The following is a 14,940-nucleotide window of genomic DNA, read 5'->3' on the forward strand; positions in this document are numbered from 1 at the left end:
CGCAAAGTCGCGCCCTTCACGGGCGCGTGGATCGAAACCTCACCGACATCAAGATGGCCGACTACCGCGGGATGTCGCGCCCTTCACGGGCGCGTGGATCGAAACATCGACTGGCTCTACGCGTTCGGCGCCGAGCAGAACGTCGCGCCCTTCACGGGCGCGTGGATCGAAACTTGAACAGGCCGATGGCGGCCAGCGCGAACGTCACAGTCGCGCCCTTCACGGGCGCGTGGATCGAAACGTCGCCGGCTACTGGGTCGGCAGCGGCAACGCGCCGGTCGCGCCCATCACGGGCGTGTGAATCGAAACAAGGATATCTCGCCCGGCAAGCGCGGCGTCAATGAAGGTGCGCCCCTACGGTTCGAACGAACGGGCTGTTGATCGATATTGAACCTGCGGCGGCGAATTGCATCCCGCGTAGTCCCGTGTCGGGGGGCAGAAATTAGTAATGCGTCAATAAAAAACCGCGCGAGGCCACAGGCGCTCGCGCGGTTTGCATGAAGCGGCCGTCTTACTTGCCGCGCAGTTCCTTGCGCAGCACCTTGCCGACGTTCGATTTCGGCAGTTCAGTCAGGAAGGTGATGTACTTCGGCATCTTGTAGCCGGTCAGGTTCTCGTGGCAGTAGGCGCGCAGTTCGGCTTCCGTGAGGGCGGGGTCCTTCTTCACGACGAAGACCTTCGGCACTTCGCCGGATTTCTCGTCGGGCACGCCGATGCATGCGACTTCGAGTACGCCCGGGTGCTGGGCAACCACGCCTTCGATCTCGTTCGGGTATACGTTGAAACCGGACACCAGGATCATGTCCTTCTTGCGGTCGACGATGCGCAGGTAGCCGTTCGGTTCGAACACGGCGACGTCGCCGGTCTTCAGCCAGCCGTCCTTGGTGAAGACCTTGGCCGACTCTTCCGGCTTCTGCCAGTAGCCCTGCATGACCTGCGGACCCTTCACGCAGAGCTCGCCGGGCTGGCCGGGCAGGACTTCGTTTTCTTCCTCGTCGCGCAGCGAGACCAGCGTCGACGGCAGCGGCACGCCGATCGTGCCGTTCCACTGCGGGACGCTGAGCGGCGAGAAGCTGACCACCGGCGAGCATTCGGTCAGGCCGTAGCCTTCGGTGAGGCCGACGCCAGTGACCTTCTGCCACTTCTCGGCGACCGCCTGCTGCACGGCGGTGCCTCCGCCGACGGCGAGCTTGAACCTGGAGAAGTCGAGTTCGGCGAATCCGGGCGCGTGCAGCAGGCCGTTGAACAGCGTGTTGACGCCGGTGATCGCGGTGAAGCCGCTGCGCTTGAGTTCCACGCAGAAGGCGGCCATGTCGCGCGGGTTGGTGATCAGCACGTTGCGACAGCCGTGGCGCAGGAACAGCAGGCAGTTCACGACCAGCGCGAAGATGTGGTACAGCGGCAGCGCGGTGATGATGACTTCCTTGCCTTCGTCGAGGAACGGCCCGATCCAGGCGCTGACCTGCTGCACGTTGGCGGTGACGTTGCCGTGCGTCAGCACTGCGCCTTTCGAAAGGCCGGTGGTGCCGCCGGTGTACTGCAGGAAGGCGATGTCATCGGGGCCGAGCTGGATGCGCGCGTACGGCTGCGCCCGGCCCTTGGCCAGCGCTTCGCGGAAGCTCGTAGTGCCGGGAATGCTCCAGGCCGGGACCATCTTCTTGACGCGCTTGACGACGAAATTGACGATCGCGCGCTTCGGGAACGGCGCCAGGTCGCCGATCTGCGTGGTGATGACGTGCTGGACCGGTGTGTTGGCGATGACCTGCTGCAGCGTCGTGCAGAAGTTCTCGACGATGACGATCGCCTTGGCGCCGCTGTCGCGCAGCTGGTGCTCGAGCTCGCGCGGGGTGTAGAGCGGGTTGACGTTGACGACGACCAGCCCGGCGCGCAACACGCCGAACAGCGAGACCGGGTACTGCAGCAGATTCGGCATCATCAGCGCGACGCGGTCGCCACGCTGCAGGCCGAGCACGTTCTGCAGGTATGACGCGAAGTCCTGCGTCAGGCGGTCGAGTTCGGCGAAGCTGAGCGTCTGGCCCATGCATTCGTAGGCGATCTGGTCGCCGAAACGCGCGCAGCTCTGCTCGAACATGGCGACCAGCGACGGTACCGCGCCGGTGTCGATCGTGCGCGGCACGGTCGGCGGGTATTCCTGAAACCAGACAAATTCGCCCGCCGCTGTCGACGTCGCCATGGGTCGTCCTCTGAAGTTGTGTGCGTGCGGCTGGGGCCGCCTTGTGTATGTATCTGTCAGGCCGCCGCGAACGGTCGCGGCGAAGCCGCGCGGATTATAGGCAGGACGTTCAATCCCGGCTTTGGCTCTTCAGCCAGCCCTTGACCGAGGTTCCGGCGTGGCGTTCGGCGAAGTCGGCCTCGGCCTCGTCGAGCAGCTTGCGCGCCGCGGTGGCCAGCGGATCGCTGGACGGCGGCAGGCCGTCGCCGGTGCGGGCCAGGGCCCAGAGACGGGCGAGCGGCACCGCATCGAGGTCGATCGCGGGCGTCAGCAGCGTGCGCGTGCGGCCGCTTTCGGTCAGCAGGCCCTTGTAGATCAGCTGTTCGACGACGCGGGCCACGTGCTCGGGCTCGGCGCCGAGTTCCAGCGCCAGTTCTTCCTGGGTGTAGCCGGACTCGCCGGCGACGAAGCGGCGGCCGCTGACGCCCATGATCATCAGCGCCAGGTATTCCATCTGCCGGCCGCTCAGCAGCGGCGGCATGCGCCGTGGCTTGAGGTGCTCCGGATGCTGGACGTAGAACGCCAGCTGGCAACCGAGCAGCAGGATCATCCAGCCGACATAGATCCAGATCAGCAGGAAGATCAGGATCGCGAAGCTCGAATAGATGGCGTTGTAGTTGGTCGCGCCGGCGACGAACGAGGCGAACACCACGCTGCCGGTCTGCCACAGCACGCCGGCGAAGGTGCCGCCGACCAGCGCCGCCAGCGGCTTGACGCGCGTGTTCGGCACGAAGCTGTAGACGAAGGTGAACAGGCCGATGATCAGCAGGTACGGCACCAGTTTGCCGAGCAGGTAGATCAGATAGCCGAAGGGCTCGTACTCGCCGAGCAGGGCGATCACCGAGGAATTGAAGATCGACGCGGTGATGCCGAGCGCCAGAAACACGAACAGCGGGCCGACCATCAGCACCGCGAAGTAGTCGCCGAGCCGCTGTGCCAGCGGCCGCGGCCGCTCGATGCGCCAGACGTAGTTGAAGCTGCTTTCCACTTTCTGGATCAGCGACAGCGCCGACCACAGCAGCGCGAGCACGCCGACGAAGCCGAGCACGCCGACCTTGATGTGCTCGATGAATTCGAGAAGCTGCTGGGTCAGCTCCGCGGCCTGCGGGCCGAGCGGCTCGAAGAACTGGGTGAGCAGGGGCTCGATCGCGTCGCGCGCGCCGAAGGCCTTGAGCACCGAGAACGCCAGCGCCAGCAGCGGCACGATCGACAGCAGCGTGGTGTAGACCAGGCTCATCGCGCGCATCGTCAGCTGGCCTTCGGCGATGTCGCGGGCGAGCACGAAGGCGTAGCGGCCGATGCGGATCGAGCGCCGGGGCTGCTCGCCGTGCCCCGCGTGCCAGAGACGGTCGCGCAGGCGCTGGAGGTGGCGTTTCATGCGCGGAGGATACACAAAGGCCGGTGCCGCTCCGGGCCGCGCCCGCCGTCGGCGCGGGCCTGCCGGGCGCCGTCGGAAGCGGCGGTCCGGGCCGGCCCCCGCCGTTGGTCGGATCGCCCTGTCAGGCCATTGACATCAAAAGCGGCGCGGATATGCTGTGCTGCAGCATTTGTTGCATTGCAACAAGGGCGGGGCGGAGCTCCTCGGGGCCGTTATCTTTGAGAACAGATTGGAGTGCAGCAGCAATGAGCGTTGAAGCGATCGTGAACGATGTGAAGACCCGTGCCGACGTCGTCGTCACCCGTGGCCAGGAAGCGCTTGAGGCCGGTGTGAAGACGCTGAAGACCGCGAACGGCATCGTCGTCGAGGGCGTGCAGGAGCTGGTGCAGACCAACGTCAGCGCCGGCAAGGAACTGTCGACGCTCGTGCAGGCCAGCGTGAGCAAGGCCAAGACCGACGGACTCAAGGCCGTTGCCAGCAATCCAGTCGCCTACCTGCCGGAAGGCAAGTCCACGGTGCTCGGCGCCTACAACGATTCGCTGAAGATCGTCAGCAAGACCGGCGACGAGCTGGCCAAGACGCTGAAGAGCGGCGTCGAGACGATCAGCGCCAAGATCCAGGGCCAGGCGCCGGTTGTCGCCAAGGCCAAGAAGACGGCGACCAAGACGGTCGCCAAGGCCAAGAAGGCGACCAAGAAGGTCGCTGCGGCCTGATGCACGGGCGGCGCCTGCGGGCGCCGCCGCCACGACTGCCGCGATCAGCGGCGGCGGGCTACGGAGGGGTCGGGGCAACCCGGCCCCTTTTGCGTTTCCGGCCGGCGCCGATGCCGGCCGCCCATCCAGCCTCACGGAGATCGAGCATGCATGCCTTCCTTGATCTCGACCGCGTGCTCGGCGGCGTCGCGCTGCTGGCGCTGCACGAGACCGACGCGCTGCACGGACACGCCAGCGCGCTGTGCGAGCGCGTGATCATCGCCCGGCAGGCGCGCAGCTGGCGGCAGCTGCTGCGCGAGCAGCGCGCGCTGCAGGCCCGCACGCGCCGCCGCTTCCGCGACGATCACGCGATCCGCATCGAGCTGTGGCAGGGCCTGCTGCGCGATCTGCAGCCGCGCCGTCGCCGCTGAGCCCTCAGGATGCCGCGCGGCGATCGAGCTGCGCCGGCGCGATGTGCTCCAGCAGGTATTCGGCGTCGCGGCCGACGTCGGCGAAGCGGCCCGAGCCCCAGGTGTTCTGCCACGGCAAGCCGAGGAAATAGAGGCCGTCGACGCCGGTCACGCCGCGCCGTTGCACCGGCCGGCCGCGGCCGTCGAACAGCGGCGCCTCGATCCAGCGATAGTCGGCGGCGAAGCCGATCGCCCAGATCACCGTCGTGATGCCGGCGGCCTGCAGGTCCAGCGATGTCGGCTCCGTGTCCGGCTCCCAGACCGGCACGTACGGCGCTTCGGCCGGCGCCTCGATGCCGCGCGCGGCGATGTACTGGTCGATGCTGGCGCGGATCGCCAGGTAGCTGGCGTCGGCCTGGTCGAGGTTGTGCTTGAGGTCGGCGATGAAGCGGACCTCGATCCGCTCGCCGTCGCGGTGGATCTCGTCGAAGCGGCCGTACAGCTGCATGCCCTCGCGCGCGAAGCGGCGCAGGTCGATCTCGCGGCCGCCGTCGCGGCCGGTGAGATAGTGATTGGTCTTCTCGCGCACCGTTTCCTTCTGCGGGTGCTGCTCGTAGGCGATGTCGTAGTAGCCGGACTCGGTCAGCCAGTCGGTGACTTCCTTGCCGCGGTAGACGCGCGGCGAGCGCGGTGCGGTGCCGACCGCCAGATGCACCTGGCGGCCGGCGAGGTGCAGGTCCTCGGCGATCTGGCAGCCCGACTGCCCGGTGCCGACGACCAGCACCGCGCCCGCGGGCAGCGAATGCGGATTGCGGTAGTTCGACGAATGCAGCTGCAGCACCGGGGCCGGCAGGCGCTCGGCGCTGCGCGGCACGATCGGCGTGTGATAGCCGCCGGTCGCGATCACGACCTGGCCGGCGATCCAGTCGCCGCTCGTGGTCTTCAGCTCGAAGCCGCCGTCGTCGAGCGGCCGCAGCCGCGTGACGCTGGTGCCCTCGCACAGCGGCGGCGCGAACGAGGCGGCGTAGCCTTCGAGGTAGGCGACGATCTCGTCCTTGAGCATGAAGCCGTGCGGATCGCGGCCGGCGTACGGCCAGCCGGGCAGGCGGCACTGCCAGTTCGGCGTCACCAGGCAGAACGAATCCCAGCGTGCCTCGCGCCATTCGTGCGCGACGCGATGGCGCTCGAAGACGATGTGCTCGATGCCGCGCCGCTGGAGCAGCCAGCTCATGGCGAGTCCGGCCTGGCCGCCGCCGACGATGGCGACCGGCACGCGGCGGGCGGTGACGGGATGCAGCGGGGTGGTCTTGCTCGGGATCATTCGTAGGACTCGACGGTGACGGTGGCGTGCGGGTCGCCGGCGTAGCGCGCGGCGGCCTGTTCGATTTCGCGGATCTGCAGCGCGGCGTGCGCGCAGCCGAAGCCGTACTTCTGCGCGACGCGCAGGCTGGCGTGTTCGAGTGCGGCGCGACTGCGCGCGACGAACTCCTGCAGCGGATAGGCGTGGCCGAGCACGAAGGCCTCGCGGATCGTGCTCGACGGCGAGTAGCAGAGCGTCGACGAGGCGTCGGGCCAGCGCACGCGGAACTGCACTTCAGGCATGAACGGTCTCCGGAACGGGGGATACGGCGGCGGCCGGGCCGCAGCCGGTCAGCGGCTGCGCGGCGAAGTCCCAGGCCAGGCGCGTCTCGCCGTACGCGCGCAGCTGCAGGCGGCGCGTGCCGTCGCAGGCGCCGACGGCGGCGCAGGCCAGATCGCGCGCGTGAAAGCGGGCGCTCACCGCGGCGACGTGTTCGGGCGCGACCGCGAGCACGTAGCCGTAGCTGGGAAAGGTCTGCAGCAGCCAGCGCGCGAGCGGCGCCTGCGGCGGTCGCGGTACGCGGCGCACGTCGAGCGTCGCGCCGACGCCGGAGCATTCGAGCAGCATCAGCAGCGTGCCGATCACGCCGGCCTGGCTGATGTCCTTGGCGGCGTGGCACAGGCCGTCCTCGGCGAGCGCGGGCAGCAGTTCGAGATCGGCGCGCAGCCGCGCCGGCGGCGCGGTGGTGGCCGCGTTCCAGTGCGGGAACGGCTCGCGGTACGCGCCGCGCAGGTCGACGGCGACCAGCAGGGCGTCGCCGGGCCGCGCGTCGAAGCTGGTCAGCAGCCGGTTCGCGCGACCGATGATGGCGACCGACAGCTGCTCCTGTGCGGCGCTCGCGCTGCTGTGGCCGCCGACTACCGGCACGCCGAACGCGCGCGCGGCCGCGGCCATGCCGTCGAGGATCTCGCGCAGATGGCCGCTGTCGCGGCCCCAGACGGCGTCGACGACGGCGAGCGGGCGGCCGCCCATCGCGGCGATGTCGGCGACGTTGACCATCACGCCGCACCAGCCGGCGAACCACGGATCGCGGGCGACGAAATCGTTGAGGAAGCCTTCGATCGCGAACAGCAGATGGCCGTCGCCGTCGGGCAGGGCCGCGCAGTCGTCGCCGACCGGCACCGCGGCGCGCGGATCGGCGATGCCGAGCGCGGCGACCGCGCCGGCGATGTCGCGCTTGGCGGCGACGCCGCGGCTCGCGTGCAGGCCGGCGACCAGCGCGTCGAGTGCGCTTTGCGGACGGGTGTCGTCGATCATGCCGCCGCCCTCGTCGCCGTGTAGAACGCCAGCTCGTCGCTATGGCGCGGCGGGTAGTGCGCGAGCTGGGCCTGCATCAGCACGTGCGGCCGGCCCTGTACTTCGATCGCTGCCAGCGCCGTCCAGTGCAGACGCTCGAACAGCCTGACGTTCTGAACCTGCACCTGGGCGAGAAAGCGCGTGCAGCCGCGCGCGTGCGCGGTGCCGACCGCGTGCGCGATCAGCTCGCTGCCGAGCCAGGCGCTGCGCCGGTACTCGGGCAGCACGGCGAGCCGCGAGCCCTGCCAGAGGCCGGGTTCGGCCTGCGCCGCCGGCTGGTGGATGCGCACCGTGCCGACCACGCATTCGCCGATGCCGGCGATGCAGGTGATCGCCGCGATCGGCAGCGCGCGCGCGTCGATCGCATCGCGGTCGTCGCCGTCGAAAAGACCCTGCTCGACGCAGAACACCTGGCGGCGCAGCGCCGCGCAGGCCTGCTGTTCCCACGACGCCTGCGCGTGCTTGAGGCGGAATTCGCCGGGCACGAAGGCACTGGCGACGGCGCCGGCCTCGCCGCTCTCCAGGGCGGTGCGCATGACGCGGCTCACGCGGCGCGCGCGGCCGGCGCCGCGTCCGTTTCGTAGGCGGCGAGCGAGGAGCAGGCGCCGCATTTGCCGCAGCCCGCCTTGATGTCGCGCGAGCGCAGGCCGGCGTCGACCAGCAGGCGGCCGAGCGGCGCCAGCAGCTCGCGCATGAACGCCGGATCGGGTGCCGGGTGACGTTCGAGCGGCGTGCCGGAGATCGGCACGAACGGCACCACGAACGGATAGACGCCGAGGCCGACCAGCGTCTCGCACATCGCCAGGATCGCCTCGCGCGTGTCGCCGAGGCCGGCGAGGATGTAGGTGCTGACCTGGCCGCGGCCGAACACGCGCACGGCTGCGGCGAAGGCTTCGAGGTACTGCGCGATGCCGACCTCGGTCTTGCCCGGCATGATGCGCGCGCGCACCGCCGGCGTGACCGCTTCGAGATGCATGCCGAGGCTGTCGACGCCGGCGTCGCGGAGCCGCGCGAACCAGGCCGGATCGTCCGGCGGCTCGCATTGCGCCTGGATCGGCAGCGTCGGCAGCGCCGCCCTGACGGCGCGCGCGCTGTCGACCAGCAGCGCGGCGCCGCGGTCGGTGAAGTTCGGCGTGCCGGTCGTCATCACCATGTGGCGGACGCCGTCGAGCGCCACCGCGGCGCGCGCGACTTCGGCGAGCTGTTCCGGCGTCTTGCGATTGATCGTGCGGCCGTGCGCGAGCGATTCGCCGATCGCGCAGAACTGGCACGAGGTCTCGCGCCGGCCGTAGCGGATGCAGGTCTGCAGCACGGTCGTCGCCAGCACGTCGCTGCCGTGCAGCTGCGCGATCTTCCAGTACGGCGTGCCGTCGGCGGTCTGCTGCTGATAGAAGCGCGGCTGTTTCGGAAAGCTGATCGTCGCCACGGCCAGGCCGTCGCGGCGCAGCGCGGCGGCGCCGTCGCCGGACGGGGCCTCGGCGACGTAGGGCGAGGCCGCGGCGCCGCCGGTATGCACCGGCACCATGAAGGTCCGGCCGTCGATCGTCACCGCTTTGTGGTCCGAGGGGCCGGCGCCGCCGCGGCGGCTCGGCGCGCCGGCCGATTCGTCAACCAGCCGCAAGCCGCGCGACTGCAGGTCGGTGATCAGCTGCTGGTTCGTCTGGGCGGGCGTCATCGCAGGCACTCCGGGACAGGTGCGGGAAGAGGGGCAGTGCGTCGCCGCGCGCGTGCAGCGGCTGCGCGGCGCGGTCGTCGAGTTGCAGCGACAGCAGTTCCGGTCGCGCGTAGTGGCCGACCGAATCCATCATGCGTTTGCGCTTGGTGATCAGCGCGAAATCGAGATCGGCGTAGACCAGGCCTTCGCCGTCGCGCAGCGGCTCGCACAGGTGCTTGCCTTCCGGCGAGACGATGGCGGTGTAGCAGCCGCCGCGCAGCGCCTTCTGCAGTGCCGGATCGGATGTGATCGACGCCACCTGCTCCTCGCTGAGCCAGGCCGTGGCGTTGATGCCGAAGCAGCCGGATTCGAGGGCGTGGTGACGCACCGTCAGCTCCATCTGCTCGGCGAAGATCGGGCCGACCAGCGAGCCCGGAAACTGGCTGCAGTGGATCTGTTCGTGCTGCGCCATCAGGCTGTAGCGCGCCAGCGGGTTGTAGTGCTCCCAGCAGGCCAGCGCGCCGATGCGGCCGACGGCGGAGTCGACCGCTTTCAGGCCGCTGCCGTCGCCCTGGCCCCAGACCATGCGCTCGTGATACGTCGGCGTGATCTTGCGGCGCTTGAGCAGCAGCGTGCCGTCGGCGTCGAAGATCAGCTGCGCGTTGTAGAGCGTGCCGTGGTCGCGCTCGTTGACGCCGAGCACGACCACGATCGCGTGCCGGCGCGCGGCGGCGGCGACCGCGTCGGTCGCCGCGCCCGGCACCGTCACCGCCTGCTCGTACAGCGCCAGGTGCGCGGGGCCCATCGCCACCGCCGGGGTGATGAACGAGAAGTAGGGGTAGTACGGCACCACCGTCTCGGGAAAGACGATCAGCCGCGCGCCCGCGCGCGCGGCGGCGGCGATCGCGTCGATCACCTTGGCGATCGTGCCGTCGCGGCTGCCCAGCACCGGCGAGAGCTGGGCGGCCGCGACTTTCACAAGGGTGTGGTTCATGGGGACTCTGTCGTCCGGATCGTCGATCCCGCGCGGGCGCGCGGGGCCCTCGGCGAATCGCTCAGACCGTCCAGGTGTGGATCATGAAGGCGTTCTCGTTGCGGTGGATCAGGATCAGGTCGAGCACGTCGAGCGGATTGATCGGCCGGATGCCCGGCTGCAGCGACGGCTCGCCGTGGCCGTACAGCGCCTGCAGCGCGAAGCGGCAGGCGTAGACCTTGCCGCCTTCGTCCATGAAGGCCTTGAGCTGGCCGTTGAAGTTCTGATGGCCCGGAAAGGCCTCGTCGCCGAGCGTCGGGAAGCCGCGCTGGATGCCGAGCGTGACGCCCGGCCCGTAGAGCAGGATCGAAGTCTCGAAGCCCTTGCGCAGCAGGCGCTTGGCCTGCAGCAGGTTGACCAGGCCGATCGAGCCCTCGAAGGCGACGGTGTGGAAGGTGACCAGCGCTTTCTCGCCGGGCTTGGCTTTGACGTCCTCGAATACCTTTTCTTCGTAGTCGACGAAGAAGTCGCCTTTCTTGTGCGCGGGCGTCGTGACTGCGGGCATAGCGGATCTCCTGAAGCGGCGGTTGGAACGATTCGTGGCGCCGCGCCGGTGCGGCGGGGCGTGCCGGGTTCAGCGCAACCGACGTGCCAGAAAGCGACATTGATCGACAATCACGATGCAATCAATGTGAGACATTTTTGTGCCGCCGCGAAATTTTTCCGGCGCCCGTGCGTCGCTGCGGGCCGGCCGCGGACAGCAGGACTTTCCGCGAGATGCCCGCGTGACTTATGATGGCGCTCGATGTGGCGCGACATGGTGCATCGCGCCTCCTTCTGGATCGGGTGATGGGCTCTAAAAACCAATCAAGTCGCTGGGTTCATGCAATCAATGCGAGCAGCCGGCCGGCGTACATCGCCATTGCCGACGCCATCGCCGACGACATCCAGGCCGGACACCTGACCGCCCATCAGCGCCTGCCGACGCTGCGCCAGCTGGCGCAGGACCTGAAGCTGAATTTCACGACCGTGGCGCGCGGCTATGCCGAAGCGCAGCGGCGCGGCCTGATCGACGCGCGGCCCGGCCACGGCACGGTGGTGCGCGAGATGGTCGGCAGCGGTCCGGTGCGCCGCCCGGTGACGGCCGGCCACCTCATCGACATGACCATGAACATGCCGCCGGAGCCGCGCGATCCGGCGCTGCTGGCGCGCTTCGCCGAGGGCTACGCGAGCCTGCGCGAGCATGATCCGTATGCGCTGCTGCGCTATCAGGAATTCGGCGGCACGCCGGAGGACCGCGAGGCCGGCGCGCGCTGGCTGAAGCTGCACGGCGTCGGCGGCCAGCGCGTGCTGGTCTGTCCGGGCGTGCAGAGCGCGCTGCTGGCGCTGTTCACGGTGCTGGCGCGGCCCGGCGACACGATCGCCTGCGAGGCGGTCACCTATCCGGGCATCAAGGGGCTCGCCGCGCAGCTCGGCATCCGCCTCGTCGGCCTGCCGGCCGACGGCCAGGGGCTCGATCCCGACGCCTTCGGCGCGCTGTGCGCCGCCGACCTGCCGAAGGCCCTGTACGTGAATCCGACGCTGCTCAACCCGACCACGGCGACGCTGCCGCTGGCGCGGCGCGAGGCGATCGCCGAGATCGCGCGCCGCTACGGCGTGCCGATCATCGAGGACGACGCCTACGCCTGTCTGCCGGAGCGGCCGCCGCCGGCGATCGCGACGCTGGCGCCGGAGCTGACGTTCTATCTGTCCGGCTTCTCGAAATGCCTCGGCGCCGGTTTGCGCGTCGCCTACATGACGACGCCGAACGTGCGCTACACCGCGCGCCTGTCGGCGGTGCTGCGCACGACAGCGGTGATGGCCTCGCCGATCCTCACGGCGCTGGCCACGCGCTGGATCGACGACGGCACCGCCGCGCTCGCCGCGCAGGCGGTGCGCGCCGAGTCGCGCGCGCGCCAGAAGCTCGCCGCCAGCATCCTGCGCCGCGCCGAGTTCGTCACCGATCCGGACGCGTTCCATCTCTGGCTGAAGACGCCGGAGCCGTGGACGCGCATCGAGTTCGCGACCCATCTGCGCGCGCACGGCGTCGGCGTGGTGGTCGCCGATACCTTCACCGTCAGCGGACCGGCGCCGGAGGCGGTGCGCGTCTGTCTCGGCGGCGCCGCCAGCCGCGACGAATGCGGCCATACACTGGAAATGATCGAAGACGCGATCGAGCAGCTGCCGGCGCTCGCGTCGCGCGTGATGTAGTCACGAGGAGAACCGTCGATGGAAAACCGTACGCTCAAGGTGCCGTCCGCCGCCAACGATGACGGGACGCCGCGCAAGCTCGGCCTGTTCGCCACCCTCGGCAGCGTGCTGATGGCGATGCTCGGTGTGCAGAGCTCGAAGGCGCGCGAGCGCGATTTCGCGCGCGGCAGTCCGGCGGCGTTCATCGCCATCGGCGTGCTGCTGACGATCGGCTTCATCGTCACGCTGGTGCTGATCGTGCGCCTGCTGCTGCGCAACGCGGGGCTTTGAGCGTGCGCGCCGCGGTCTGGCTGCGCGGCCTGCTGCCGCTGCTGCTGGCGTGGCCGGCGTTCGCCGCGCCCGCGGCGCAAACCCCGCCGCTCGACTCGATCGACCAGCGCGTGCAGCCGTGCATGGCCTGTCACGGCCGCGAGGGGCGGGCGACCAGCGACGGCTACTACCCGCGCATCGCCGGCAAGCCGGCCGGCTATCTCTACAACCAGCTGCTGAACTTCCGCGAGGCCCGCCGCGACTACGCGATGATGACCTACATGGTCGAGCGGCAGGGCGACGCCTACCTCGCCGAAATGGCGCAGTACTTCGCCGATCAGCATCTGCCGTATCCGCCGCCGCAGGCGCCGGCGGTCGGCACCGCAGTGCTCGAACGCGGCCGCCGGCTCGTCAACGACGGCGACGCGCCGCAGCGCATCCCGGCCTGCGTCGCCTGCCACGGCGCGCGCCTGACCGGCGCCCTGCCGGCGACGCCGGGCCTGCTCGGCCTGTCGCACGATTACCTGATGGCGCAGCTCGGCGCCTGGCGCGAGGGCAACCGCCGCGCGCACGCGCCGGACTGCATGGCCGAAGTCGCGCGCCGCCTGACGCCGGCCGACCTGTATGCCGCGAGCGCCTGGCTGGCGACCCAGCCGGTGCCGGACGACGCGTCGCCGGCCGCGCCGATCGCCGAACTGCCGCTCGAATGCGGCAGCGCCATGGTGCCGACGGAGGCGAAGCGATGAGCGCCGCGATCATGAAGCGCCGCGCGCTCGGCGCGCTGCTCGGGCTCGGCACGCTGGCGCTGCTGGCGGCGGCGGGCCTGTGGCTGTTCGGTCCGGTTGATCGCCAGGACGGCGACGCGCCGCCGCTGCCGGCCGGAACGCTGACGACCGATGCGCGCGCGCGCGGCGAACAGCTCGTGCGGCTCGGCGACTGCCGGGCCTGCCACACCGCGCGCGGCGGCGCCGCCTACGCCGGCGGTCGCGCCGTGCCGACGCCGTTCGGCACCTTCTATGCGCCGAACATCACGCCCGACGCCGAGACCGGCATCGGCCAGTGGAGCGCCGACGACTTCTGGCGCGCGCTGCACGAGGGCAAGGGCCGCGACGGCCGGCCGCTGTATCCGACCTTCCCGTACACCAACTTCACGCGCGTCAGCCGCGCCGACGCCGACGCGATGTACGCCTATCTGCGCGCGCAGCCGGCGGTGCGCCAGGCGAACCGACCGCACGAGCTGAAGTTCCCGTACCGCTTCCGGCCGCTGCTGCGCGGCTGGCGCCTGCTGTTCTTCCGGCCCGGCGTCTACCAGCCGGATCCGGCGCAAAGCGCCGAGTGGAATCGCGGCGCCTATCTGGTGCAGGGCCTCGGCCATTGCAGCGCCTGCCACGAGGCGCGCAATGCGCTCGGCGCGATTCGCGCACAGGACAACCCGTCCGGCGGTCTGGTGCTGAACTGGTACGCGCCGGCGCTGGCGAGCCGTGCCGAGGCCGGCGTGCAGGACTGGTCCGAGGACGAGATCGTCGCGCTGCTGAAGACCGGCGTCAGCGCCCGCGCCACGACGATGGGGCCGATGGCCGAGGTCGTCTACGAAAGCCTGCAGCATGTCGATCCGGCCGAGCTGCGCGCGATCGCCGTCTACCTGAAGTCGCTGCACGACATCGGCGCGCCGCCGGCATCCGGCCGGCAGGCCCCGCCGCCGAAGGTCGTCGCGGCGATGAAGCCGCGCGGCGAGCGCCTGTATCGCGAGCATTGCGCGCAGTGCCACGGCGACGACGGCGAAGGCCGCGCGCCGGCGGCGCCGGCGCTGGCCGGCAATCGCGCGGTGCTGATGAACTCGGCGGTCGATCCGATCCGCATCGTGCTGTTCGGCGGCTACGCGCCGGGCACCGCCGGCAATCCGCGCCCGTACGGCATGCCGCCGTTCGCGCCCACGCTCGGCGACGAGCAGATCGCCGAAGTGCTGAGCTATGTGCGCAGCGCCTGGGGCAACGACGCGCGGCCGATCGGCGGCGCCGAGGTGCGCGACAACCGCGGCGGGCCGCTGTGGTGAGCCGCGCCTGAGCGGCGCGGCCGCGGCCGTCAGTCTTCGCCGCCGCGATCCGTCGCCGCCGCGGCCGCCGGCTTTGCCGCGGCGCGCTTGCGGGCGCGCGGCTTGCGCTTGCGCGGCGGACGCGGTGGCTCGGGCGCGACGTCGTCGACTTCCGGCTCGCCGTCCTCGTTGATGCGCAGGCGCGCCGCGAACTTCTGCCAGGCCGGCGTGCGCCGCAGCGTGTCGAAATTGCTGCGCACGAATTGCGAGGCGTCGAAGCCGCTGGCGGCGCCGATCTTGTCGCGCAGGAAGGCGACGATGTCCTCCTGCAGGCCGGACACGTCGGGCAGGCCGAGGAAGCGGCGCAGTTCCTCGGGGCGGACGTCGATCTCGATCTTGATCTGCATCGGGCA

At 70.3% G+C, this 14,940-nt stretch carries 16 protein-coding genes; 6 read left to right on the forward strand and 10 right to left on the reverse strand.

Going from position 1 to position 14,940, the window contains the following annotated elements:
* Positions 1-511: 511 nt before the first annotated feature.
* On the reverse strand, positions 512-2,194 hold the full coding sequence (locus tag K343_RS0119400) for an AMP-binding protein (RefSeq protein WP_028009472.1): 1,683 nt from the start codon (positions 2,192-2,194) through the stop codon (positions 512-514).
* Between the two features lie 109 nt (positions 2,195-2,303).
* Positions 2,304-3,611 (reverse strand): YihY/virulence factor BrkB family protein, encoded by a 1,308-nt coding sequence (locus K343_RS0119405; RefSeq protein ID WP_028009473.1) that lies wholly within the window; start codon positions 3,609-3,611, stop codon positions 2,304-2,306.
* Between the two features lie 245 nt (positions 3,612-3,856).
* Here K343_RS0119405 and K343_RS0119410 point away from each other — a divergent pair, with 245 nt between their 5' ends.
* Positions 3,857-4,324, forward strand: a complete 468-nt coding sequence (locus tag K343_RS0119410; RefSeq protein WP_028009474.1) for a hypothetical protein — start codon at positions 3,857-3,859, stop codon at positions 4,322-4,324.
* A gap of 146 nt (positions 4,325-4,470) precedes the next feature.
* Positions 4,471-4,734: a hypothetical protein gene (locus K343_RS0119415; protein ID WP_028009475.1), complete on the forward strand. Its 264-nt coding sequence runs from the start codon at positions 4,471-4,473 to the stop codon at positions 4,732-4,734.
* 4 nt (positions 4,735-4,738) lie between these two features.
* Here the strand turns inward: K343_RS0119415 and K343_RS22935 are convergent, their stop codons facing one another.
* From K343_RS22935 to K343_RS0119450, 7 genes are all read right to left on the reverse strand, one after another.
* Positions 4,739-6,034 carry an MSMEG_0569 family flavin-dependent oxidoreductase gene (locus K343_RS22935; protein ID WP_051278735.1) on the reverse strand — a complete coding sequence of 432 codons (1,296 nt, stop codon included), beginning with the start codon at positions 6,032-6,034 and terminating at the stop codon, positions 4,739-4,741.
* The gene (locus K343_RS0119425) at positions 6,031-6,315 is read right to left on the reverse strand and encodes an MSMEG_0570 family nitrogen starvation response protein (RefSeq protein WP_028009476.1); all 285 of its coding nucleotides are present in this window, start codon (positions 6,313-6,315) and stop codon (positions 6,031-6,033) included. Before K343_RS0119425 ends, K343_RS22935 begins: the two co-directional genes overlap by 4 nt.
* Positions 6,308-7,330 (reverse strand): sll0787 family AIR synthase-like protein, encoded by a 1,023-nt coding sequence (locus K343_RS0119430; protein ID WP_028009477.1) that lies wholly within the window; start codon positions 7,328-7,330, stop codon positions 6,308-6,310. The genes K343_RS0119425 and K343_RS0119430 overlap by 8 nt, the downstream gene beginning before the upstream one ends.
* Positions 7,327-7,905 (reverse strand): MSMEG_0567/Sll0786 family nitrogen starvation N-acetyltransferase, encoded by a 579-nt coding sequence (locus tag K343_RS0119435; protein WP_051278761.1) that lies wholly within the window; start codon positions 7,903-7,905, stop codon positions 7,327-7,329. Before K343_RS0119435 ends, K343_RS0119430 begins: the two co-directional genes overlap by 4 nt.
* Positions 7,906-7,913: 8 nt before the next feature.
* Positions 7,914-9,044, reverse strand: a complete 1,131-nt coding sequence (locus K343_RS0119440) for an MSMEG_0568 family radical SAM protein (RefSeq protein ID WP_028009479.1) — start codon at positions 9,042-9,044, stop codon at positions 7,914-7,916.
* Positions 8,977-10,017: a Nit6803 family nitrilase gene (locus tag K343_RS0119445; protein WP_043113174.1), complete on the reverse strand. Its 1,041-nt coding sequence runs from the start codon at positions 10,015-10,017 to the stop codon at positions 8,977-8,979. The genes K343_RS0119440 and K343_RS0119445 overlap by 68 nt, the downstream gene beginning before the upstream one ends.
* 61 nt (positions 10,018-10,078) lie before the next feature.
* Positions 10,079-10,561 carry an MSMEG_0572/Sll0783 family nitrogen starvation response protein gene (locus K343_RS0119450; protein ID WP_028009481.1) on the reverse strand — a complete coding sequence of 161 codons (483 nt, stop codon included), beginning with the start codon at positions 10,559-10,561 and terminating at the stop codon, positions 10,079-10,081.
* Positions 10,562-10,845: 284 nt separating this feature from the next.
* Between K343_RS0119450 and K343_RS0119455 the strand changes: the two genes are divergently transcribed.
* The 4 genes from K343_RS0119455 to K343_RS0119470 are packed head-to-tail and all read left to right on the forward strand — an operon-like array spanning position 10,846 to position 14,548.
* On the forward strand, positions 10,846-12,246 hold the full coding sequence (locus tag K343_RS0119455) for an aminotransferase-like domain-containing protein (RefSeq protein ID WP_028009482.1): 1,401 nt from the start codon (positions 10,846-10,848) through the stop codon (positions 12,244-12,246).
* A gap of 18 nt (positions 12,247-12,264) precedes the next feature.
* A complete protein-coding gene (locus tag K343_RS22940) occupies positions 12,265-12,516 on the forward strand; it encodes a DUF2970 domain-containing protein (protein WP_043113176.1) in 252 nt (83 codons plus the stop codon).
* Positions 12,513-13,241 (forward strand): c-type cytochrome, encoded by a 729-nt coding sequence (locus K343_RS22945; protein ID WP_043113178.1) that lies wholly within the window; start codon positions 12,513-12,515, stop codon positions 13,239-13,241. Before K343_RS22940 ends, K343_RS22945 begins: the two co-directional genes overlap by 4 nt.
* A complete protein-coding gene (locus K343_RS0119470) occupies positions 13,238-14,548 on the forward strand; it encodes a c-type cytochrome (protein WP_043113242.1) in 1,311 nt (436 codons plus the stop codon). The genes K343_RS22945 and K343_RS0119470 overlap by 4 nt, the downstream gene beginning before the upstream one ends.
* Positions 14,549-14,577: 29 nt before the next feature.
* Here K343_RS0119470 and K343_RS22950 read toward each other — a convergent pair whose 3' ends face one another.
* Entirely contained in the window at positions 14,578-14,934 is a 357-nt protein-coding gene (locus K343_RS22950) for a DUF6489 family protein (protein ID WP_043113179.1), read from the reverse strand.
* Positions 14,935-14,940 lie beyond the last annotated feature (6 nt).

Origin of the sequence: Solimonas flava DSM 18980 (genome assembly GCF_000426685.1) — a bacterium.
In the GTDB taxonomy this organism is placed as follows: domain Bacteria; phylum Pseudomonadota; class Gammaproteobacteria; order Nevskiales; family Nevskiaceae; genus Solimonas; species Solimonas flava.

Bases quoted from the DNA above. Each gene is read 5' to 3' on its own strand.
- K343_RS22950 (WP_043113179.1), bottom strand. From the start codon at position 14,934: ATGCAGATCAAGATCGAGATCGACGTCCGCCCCGAGGAACTGCGCCGC.
- K343_RS0119430 (WP_028009477.1), bottom strand. From the start codon at position 7,330: ATGATCGACGACACCCGTCCGCAAAGCGCACTCGACGCGCTGGTCGCC.
- K343_RS0119415 (WP_028009475.1), top strand. From the start codon at position 4,471: ATGCATGCCTTCCTTGATCTCGACCGCGTGCTCGGCGGCGTCGCGCTG.
- K343_RS22940 (WP_043113176.1), top strand. From the start codon at position 12,265: ATGGAAAACCGTACGCTCAAGGTGCCGTCCGCCGCCAACGATGACGGG.
- K343_RS0119445 (WP_043113174.1), bottom strand. From the start codon at position 10,017: ATGAACCACACCCTTGTGAAAGTCGCGGCCGCCCAGCTCTCGCCGGTG.
- K343_RS0119470 (WP_043113242.1), top strand. From the start codon at position 13,238: ATGAGCGCCGCGATCATGAAGCGCCGCGCGCTCGGCGCGCTGCTCGGG.
- K343_RS0119425 (WP_028009476.1), bottom strand. From the start codon at position 6,315: ATGCCTGAAGTGCAGTTCCGCGTGCGCTGGCCCGACGCCTCGTCGACG.
- K343_RS0119450 (WP_028009481.1), bottom strand. From the start codon at position 10,561: ATGCCCGCAGTCACGACGCCCGCGCACAAGAAAGGCGACTTCTTCGTC.
- K343_RS0119410 (WP_028009474.1), top strand. From the start codon at position 3,857: ATGAGCGTTGAAGCGATCGTGAACGATGTGAAGACCCGTGCCGACGTC.
- K343_RS0119405 (WP_028009473.1), bottom strand. From the start codon at position 3,611: ATGAAACGCCACCTCCAGCGCCTGCGCGACCGTCTCTGGCACGCGGGG.
- K343_RS22935 (WP_051278735.1), bottom strand. From the start codon at position 6,034: ATGATCCCGAGCAAGACCACCCCGCTGCATCCCGTCACCGCCCGCCGC.
- K343_RS0119435 (WP_051278761.1), bottom strand. From the start codon at position 7,905: ATGCGCACCGCCCTGGAGAGCGGCGAGGCCGGCGCCGTCGCCAGTGCC.
- K343_RS0119440 (WP_028009479.1), bottom strand. From the start codon at position 9,044: ATGACGCCCGCCCAGACGAACCAGCAGCTGATCACCGACCTGCAGTCG.
- K343_RS0119455 (WP_028009482.1), top strand. From the start codon at position 10,846: ATGGGCTCTAAAAACCAATCAAGTCGCTGGGTTCATGCAATCAATGCG.
- K343_RS0119400 (WP_028009472.1), bottom strand. From the start codon at position 2,194: ATGGCGACGTCGACAGCGGCGGGCGAATTTGTCTGGTTTCAGGAATAC.